Origin of the sequence: Aquiflexum sp. TKW24L (assembly GCF_023502205.1) — a bacterium.
Taxonomy (GTDB): Bacteria; Bacteroidota; Bacteroidia; order Cytophagales; family Cyclobacteriaceae; genus Cognataquiflexum.
Genome location: NZ_JAMFLG010000010.1, coordinates 141685 through 150238, shown reverse-complemented (window position 1 = coordinate 150238; position 8554 = coordinate 141685). Strand labels below are relative to the sequence as shown.

General features: G+C 40.0%; 3 protein-coding genes. 2 read left to right on the top strand and 1 reads right to left on the bottom strand.

All coding sequences use genetic code 11. From position 1 onward, the window contains the following. Positions 1–395: 395 nt before the first annotated feature. On the top strand, positions 396–965 hold the full coding sequence (locus M3O96_RS09210; protein ID WP_249720049.1) for a non-canonical purine NTP diphosphatase: 570 nt from the start codon (positions 396–398) through the stop codon (positions 963–965). A 19-nt stretch (positions 966–984) separates the two neighbouring features. After that, a complete protein-coding gene (udk, locus tag M3O96_RS09205; protein WP_249720048.1) occupies positions 985–1602 on the top strand; it encodes a uridine kinase in 618 nt (205 codons plus the stop codon). Positions 1603–1846: 244 nt separating this feature from the next. Here udk and M3O96_RS09200 read toward each other — a convergent pair whose 3' ends face one another. Beyond that, positions 1847–8422, bottom strand: coding sequence for a LamG-like jellyroll fold domain-containing protein (locus M3O96_RS09200; protein WP_249720047.1), 6576 nt, complete (start codon positions 8420–8422; stop codon positions 1847–1849). Between the last annotated feature and the right edge of the window lie 132 nt (positions 8423–8554).

The window sequence follows — 8554 nt, the reverse complement described above, 5'->3', positions numbered from 1 at the left end:
GACGCGGAGGGCGCGGAGAAAAATAATATTCATGTGTCCCACAAAGACACAAAAACACAAAGAAAAAGTAAAGGCCTTAAGAAAGATACCTTGCGTTCTTGGCGAAACCATTGAGGTCATTGCGTTATAAATTTTTCAGAATTACCAATTATCATCTATGAAAATCTGTGTTCATCAGTGGTAAATATTTTTTCCCGCAGGCAAGTAGATATGCGCGGAACTTTTTCTCGCCAAGCCTGAAAGTTTTTTCTGTACAGGTCAGCGAAATCCGCGGGAAAATTATATTCGAGTTTAATTCCATTTTTTTCGCCCAAATTCAATTCTATGGCGTAACATCGGTCCTCGGTCATCCAACATTTAACCTTTTTACAAAAATTCTCCCTAATTTCAACCATATGAAAATCTGCTTTGCTACAAACAACAATAAGAAAATAGAAGAGGTCAAATCTGCCCTTGGAAATGATTTTACCATTGTTTCATTAGAAGAAATCGGCTGCAGGGAAGAGCTTCCTGAGACAGGCGATACCTTGGAACACAATGCCTTCCAAAAAGCGAGGTATGTCAAAGACCACTATGGTGTGGATTGCTTTGCTGATGATACAGGCTTGGAAGTGGCCGCTTTGGATGGAGCACCGGGTGTTTATTCAGGTAGGTTTGCCGGCGAACCGAGAAGTGATGAGAGGAATGTGGACCTTCTTTTGAGCAAAATGGAAGGAAAAGAAAACAGAAAGGCGAGGTTTCGGACGGTGATCGCGCTGATTCTTAATGGCGAAGAACATGCTTTTGATGGAGTCGCAGAAGGGGAAATCATCCACGAAAGAATCGGCACCGGTGGGTTTGGCTATGACCCGATTTTTATTCCAAACGGGTTTGAAAAGACTTTTGCTGAACTTACCTTGGTAGAAAAGAATAACATCAGCCACCGTGGTAAGGCCGTAAAAGCATTGGTCAACTTTCTCAAATAAATATTTAAATTTGACCCCCATGAACAAACCATTTATTGTAGGGATTACCGGGGGAAGTGCATCAGGCAAGACTTTATTTTTGGACAAGCTGCTCCATTCATTTGAACCCGGCGAGGTTTGTTTGATTTCTCAGGACAATTATTACAAACCGAGGCACCTTCAGCCGGTGGATGATATGGGGATTCATAATTTTGATACGCCAAACTCCATTGATTTTACCCAGTATGCCGATGATATCAGAAAAATACAGAACGGTGAGACGGTTTTCAGACAAGAATACACTTTCAACAATCCCAACAAAAAGCCTAAAATCCTAGAATTTGCCCCTTCTCCGGTTGTAGTCGTGGAGGGAATTTTTGTGTTGTATTATCCAGAATTGGCAGATTTGTTAGACTTAAAAGTCTTTATTGATGCCAAAGAATACATCAAGCTCAAGCGTAGAATTGTGAGGGACAAGGTAGAGCGGGGCTATGACTTGGACGATGTGCTCTATAGGTATGAAATGCATGTGATGCCCACGTATGAGAAATACATAGAGCCGTTTAAAAATGATGCGGATCTAATCATTCCCAATAACAGGAATTTTGACCATGCCTTGGATGTCATCCGAACATATCTCAGGTTAAAAACAAAATAAGATTGACCGCATTTGAAGATTTCGTATTTCCCTTCAATGACTATAATACAAACTGCTGAGCGTACCACCCATTCCGACTTTTGACACGTTAGTTTTGCATCAATCTGACCCTACCGGCAGAATAGCGGATTATTATAATTATCCGCTATTCTGTCAATAGGCCAATATTCATAGATGAAAGGGACGTCTGCCGTAGACAAAGAATTCCGGTATTTTTGGGAGGACCCTACACCTCCTATTTTAACTAATTTTTAATGAATTTAAATATATTTTGAGTTTTATCAGAGTTTATAAACAATATGTACGTGCCTTGTTTTAAGTCAGTTGGAGTAAAGTCAATTCTCAATTTTCCATTCTCCATTTCTAACTCAGTATCCAAGAGATTAACCCCTTTCATATCGAAGATTCTTACCTGAACTTTCTCATTTTTCAATGATGGAATCTCAATATTGATGTTGTCCTCCACCGGATTGGGATAAAGTCTTTTTTCAATTAAGGCATCATCGGTCTCAAAATTGGTCAATTCCTCTGTAGTCTGCATGGTGCTTAGATCAATTAAATCCTGTGGGTTTTGCCCGTCATCAATCATCCTAAATGCAATGAATTGATTGGGTAAATTGGACACCTCAGTGGAAGTCAAGGATCTGTTGTATAACCTGATTTCATCGAGAGCACCACTCCATTGATTAGTACCTTTTCTTGCTCCAATTTGAAGTTCTGCGGTATTTGTTTTGATGGTAGTGGAGGAAAAGGTTTTTGAGTTATCCTGAACTCCGTTGAAATATATTGTTGATTTGGTACCATTGAAGGTAGCGGTTACATGAAGCCATGTTTTTCCATCACTTGGGTAATTTTTATTAGAGATAAGGCTATATGTATTACCATTACTTTCTCTATTGAACCTGAATTCCACTTTCCCTGATTTTAAAGTCAACAATTCATATCCGTTTGTCCCGCCTTTTGAAATTATCTGCCTACCTGATTTGTCCGCGGGTCTTATCCAGGCGCTGATCGTAATTTGTTGGGTAATGTTAATTGTTGAGTTATGTGGAACTCCACCGTATTGAACAATGGATTTGTTAAGCAAGAGAGCCAGTCCACTTTTTCCGGTAACCCAAGTCCAATTTGTAGAAGAAGATTTTTGTGCATTATTTCCATTCCCGGAATGATCCACAAGAGTGCTTCCACTTCCTTCATCCATTTTCCAATAGGCCACCAAACTATTTGTAGTAAATGACCTTACCAGAGACCAGCTTGAGGTTCCTTTTTCGTTTACAGCAGCCACTCTCCAATAATAGGTGATATTATTCAAGAGTTTTGGGGTTTTGAAGGAAGTTGTTTTAATCCCTGAAACATTTGATATAAATGAGGAGAAACCAGAGCTTGTTGATACCTGAACATTATATGTAATTGCATGTTCTGAACTACCCCAAGTTAAAGTTGGAGTAATGCTGATTTCCTTTGCCGAGTTTGCCGGAGCTGTAAGTAGTGGCGCAGCCGGGATTGGGATTGCTACCGTCACCAAAGTATTAATCTCAACATCTGAAAGTACCCTATTATAGAGTTTTAATTCATCCAAATCTCCTACCCATCTATTATTCGAGGAACGTGCTCCAATTTGCAGTTCTGTTGTATTGGTTTTTATGGTCGTTGGAGCATAGGTTGCAGAATTATCGATAACACCATTAATGAATATTTGAGATTTAGTTCCATCAAATGTGGCGGCGACATGCATCCAAGTGGTCCCATCCGTAGGGTAATTTTGATTAGAGTATAATCTATAAGTAGTTCCTGAACTTTCCCTGTTGATCCTGAATTCAATTTTACCAGTTTCAAAAATGCCAAGCTCATATCCATCAGGCCCGCCTTTGGATAAGATCTGTTTACTTGCCAAACCCGAAGTCCTTATCCATGCGGAAATTGTGATGGCATTTGAAATGTTCAGGCTTGAATTGCTAGGGACAGTGGCAAACCTGTCTGTAAATCCATTTAGGTTGAGTGCCAGACCTTCTTTTCCTTGAACCCAAATTACGCCGGAACTAGTATTGATTATTGTTGCGTTGTTCCCATTTCCTGAACTGTCTACAAGTTTAGAACCGCTTCCTTCATTCATTTTCCAATGGCCGATTATGCCGTTTTCGGTAATGTTTCCGAAAACTGTCCAATAGAATGTCCTTGATTCTTGATTAGGGACAGGACTATTTGAGTCCTTCACGGTTAGCGTTACCTTAAAGGGACTATTTGCATAAGCACCCGATTCAATTGTTCCATAAATTTTTCCATTTACGTCCATAAACACCCCTAGAGGAAGGTTAATTGAGCTGTAGGTCAATTGGCCTACACCCCCTGTTGCTGTAAAAAGTAGATTTCCATCCAAAACATCGCCAATTTTATTGGATTGATTTGGGATTTCATTTGTAATTGTTAAGGGAGAAATGGATTCAATTTTGATAATTTCGATGGCATTGACCAATGGGTTTTGAATTTTTTTAACAAACTCAATATTCAATATACCGTCAGTTACTTTAACCTGAAATTTTTGCATCCCACCTTTTTGATGTCCAAAATTTGAAACCAAATCCACATCAGACAGAGCAATATTTCCTTCAGCTTTTACATCGAATACCCTTGTGCCAACAGTACTTGTACCTGAGAAGGCATTTCCCATGTACAGATTGACTTGGTAATCCCCATTTACCAAGGGGATGTCATATGTCATAACCGAGGCGTTATTATTATGTCTCTCATTTTTAAAAATTAAATCAAAAGTAGTCTTGTCAATGTAACTTGGAATGGAGGAATGCTTGTTTTCATATAACAAATTCCCAATGTAAGATGCCCCATTTGTGACACTGTATCCATCTCCTGAATAGGAACCGTTGATATCATTGGCTTTCCAGCTTGGAGCCCCATTAAGCCCGGACACAGCAGTACCGCCTGCATTTATTCTAAACACATTTCCGGAGACAGTCCAATAGAATGTTCTTGATTCTTGATTTGGAACAGGACTATTTGAGTCCTTTACAGTGAGGGTCACCTGATATGGGCTATTGGCAAATGCCTCAGTTGCGATTGTTCCATAAATTCTTCCATTTACATCTTCTATAGTGACTCCCGGTGGAAGGTTTACTGCACTGTAGAATAATTGTCCAACTCCACCCGTGGCAGTAAAAAACAGATTTCCATCGAGGGTTTCTCCGACTTTATTCAATTGATTTTGAATTTCATTGGTAATGACAATCGGAGCAGATATTTGTGTGTCAATGATTTCTATTGCATTTATTAGTGGATTCTCTGTTTTTTTGACAAACTCAATGTTTAAAATTCCATCTGACACCTTAACATATATTTTTTCCATCCCCCCTTTTTGATGTCCAAATTTTGCAATCAAATCGACATTAGAAAGAACCGTTGTGCCTTCTGCTTTAACATCAAACACCCTTGTCCCTACAGTGCTTGTTCCGGAGAAAGAATTTCCCATGTAGAGGTTAACCTCGTAATCACCGTTAGGAATGGGAATGGAATAGGTCATGACCGAAGCGCCACTATTATGCCTTTCGTTTTTGAAGATAGATTCAAAGGTAGTCTTGTCAATATAATCCGGAATAGAGGAATGTTTGTTGGCATACAATAAATTTCCACTATATGTTGCACCATTTGTAATGGTATAACCATCCCCGGTATACGATCCGTTGATTTCGTTTGCTTTCCAGTTTGGGGCCCCATTCAATCCCGCCACTGCAATCCCTCCTGCGTTTATTCTGAAAAGTATCTGTTGCGCTGCAATTACGTCGACTTTAAAAGTTTGCTCGACGAATAAGGAAGACAGATCTGTAGCTCTGATTGAAATCAAGCCGGAATTTGGCAGTGCAGGAAAAGTCAAAGTCAGTATTTTCCCTACTATGGATGCTCCTATTGCTGAGTTTGAATTACTTGAGACAGTAAAAAGCAGATTTTCCAGACCACCACCATCATTGAAATATTCTCCAAGATCAATTTGAGTGGATTGGGATCCGACTTGTTTAGAAATATCATCCAATGTTCTGACAATATATGGTTGGTCCCCTATTACCCTAAAAAAATCATAAGTGGCCAAAAATTCCACATCGCTCGCACCTGAAGTCCCAATGATTCCTATTGCTAAGGGTTTGGATATTTGCTGAACGGCCTCTAAAACTTTACCTGTTAGATTTTTTGTACCTAAGCTGATGATAGACCTATTCCCAATTTTGATCATAGGCTCTACTGTTCCTTGAACAGGCCTAACTTTCAACATGAAATCGATGTTTTCTGAACTAGTGGGTCTATCTGAAGAAGAGATAGAATAAGTCAGAGGGTTAGGATCTTGGACATCATTTATCTCTAAACCTGCAGTGATTTGGGTTTTTGTGAAAACAAGTTTAAAGAAATTACTTTGGGTTCCATCGCCCATTTGAATTCCAATTTCTCCATTGTGGGTTATATCATAGAACAATTGAGGACCGGTTAAACCTAAGAGTCTTCCCGTCACCAGAAATTCGCCGGTTTCATTACCGACATTTGCTCCAAACTGAAATCCCTTTTGTTGGGTGTTTGAAGATCCGTTTGCCGTTCCGGAAGTAATTGCAAGTTGGACTGCTCCTGCGGCTCCCCCATAGATATCATTAGGCAAGGGACCACCATTTGGTACATCAAGCCAGTTGAGCCAATTTGGCTTGCCGGCTCCATTATTCATAAGACCGGTAAATCCTAATCCCAAATATCCAAATGGACGATTTAATTCATCTGTTTTGTCAGAAAATAATTCGTTGTCTATCGGCAGGTTGGTTGGATTTCCCAATTGAAATGGATCTAATGCATCAGATATACCATCACCATCATCATCCAAATCATTTAGGTCTGAAATAAAATCTCCATCAAAGTCATTTGGTTTTGATGCAGCAGAGCAATAATCAGTTCCATTATCTAACTCGTCTTGATTTGTAAACCCATCATTGTCGTAATCTGCATTAGGGTTAAAATCCGGATTGGTCTGCAGTATGCAGGTTGTTGAAACTAGGGGGGTTAAAACATGGATTCTATTGTCAAAAGTAGTTACCCAAATTGTTCCTGGAAAAATTTCTGTATCTCCATTAGAAGAAATTCCAAGTGCATTTCCCGAATTTAAATTCCATTTATTTGCCTCTAATTGCTTAAGGCTACCATCAGGATTGAGCATGATAAGATGAATAGTACCATTACTCTTTCCTGCAATTAATGCTCCTTTGAGAACCCCGCTAAAGGTGGATGCTTTATATTCTGCTATACCATTTGTATTGATAGGAAAAATTGTGACAAGCTGTTTTTGAGGCCCATTTGGATTTCCTAAATCCGGAGACCTAAAATCAGCTTCATTGGGGTTGGCCATTGCTTTGGGTACCGGAGGCCAGTTGACAGGAAGGGAGTTAGAAGCATACGCGTCAAAACCTGCTTGTCCAGGTGCAACCGGAGCGAGAATCGAAGTTCGAAAAACTTCATTTGGAGTATATAATGGAGTAAGAGTCGACCAATCGGCATCATCACCCAAGGATCTTGTGAAAAGACCGGAACCTCCAGGGTTGAATGGAAATGAGGCTCCTAAGGTATACGGGTTTCCGGGGTTTGCCCGTAAGGGATTGGGATGGCCTCCATAATAAGAACCAAATGTATAATTAGTGATATCAGAAGTTATCATCATGAGATGGTCTTTGTTGGACACATACTCTCCACTTGGTGAGGGGTTGGTTGAATTGTTACCCGGTTCAGTGCTTAAATATCTATTAGTAACCGTCAAAGCATTCCCCTCATTTTCAGGGAGACCACCCCAATTGGTGTTGGGTCCATTTTCTGTTACAAATACTTTTCCACTTTCCGTTACTACCAGATCATAAGTATTTCTGTACCCACTTGAAAAAATCTGAACTGGACCACCAGCCACAATCATTCCCATATTTAGACCATCATTACCGCCAAATGGATCGCCTACATCGATACCATTATATCCTGATTGGTTTGGATTATAGATTCCATTGGCATTTGGTCTAGATGGGTCATCCAAAGTGGGGATATCATATTTAAATTTCCGGCCAGACTGGGAATCTGTCTGGAGAGGTAGTGCGTCAATGGCATTAAGGTCAATACTCAACACTGCCGCAGAAAGAGCGTATTCTCCCAAGTAGGCAAAATTCAGGCTTGGGGATCCGGCATTGGTATGTCCACCACTTGTGACCAAAAGATATGGTTTCCCATTAATGACAGTAAACTCCAGACCATTTGGAGAATGGTTTTCCTCTGACCTAGGTAAACCTCTTACAAGATCAACCACATCCCATTTGCTTCCTGTCCAGGTCAATCTTGAAATTATTCCAGAGTTAGTATCCAAGACCTTATCTCCTGATGGTCCACCCCATTTTGGATCGCTTGATGTAATATAAATAATTGGATTGGCAGCAGTCCCGACTACCGTAAGCCCTGTTGATTGGCGGTTACTTCTACCATCCTTTGCTAGTGTGCCAATGTCGTCATGGTTAGGGATGTTTTGAATATCCAGAAGAGTTTCGGCGGCAATGACCTTATATTCGTTTGTACTGCTTTTTTGAATGGAATAGATTTTTATCTGCCCGTTTAATTGGGCGAGATACAGCCTTCCGTCCGGGCCAAATTTAAGTGACGTGCCTTTAGCAGGTTTGGTAAATCCTCCGAATTGCAAAGTGTCAAGGCCAAAGCTAATGGTTTGGCTTAAAAGAGGATGGCTAAATGCCAGGAGAACAATAAGTAGGGCAGCACATTTCGTCCTGAGAAAGAGGTTTTTTGAGGTACACATATTTGGCCTGTTTATAAAAGAAATAAAAATAAAAATTGCAGAAAGCTTTGTAATTAAGTTGAGGCACTTGCCTAAGCAATGGGAGTCTAAATATCTGTTTGAATACAAAAAAAATGATCCTAGATATTATAA

Excerpts from the sequence above, each read along its gene's own strand:
- M3O96_RS09210 (WP_249720049.1), top strand. The coding sequence starts at position 396 with ATGAAAATCTGCTTTGCTACAAACAACAATAAGAAAATAGAAGAGGTC.
- udk (WP_249720048.1), top strand. The coding sequence starts at position 985 with ATGAACAAACCATTTATTGTAGGGATTACCGGGGGAAGTGCATCAGGC.
- M3O96_RS09200 (WP_249720047.1), bottom strand. The coding sequence starts at position 8,422 with ATGTGTACCTCAAAAAACCTCTTTCTCAGGACGAAATGTGCTGCCCTA.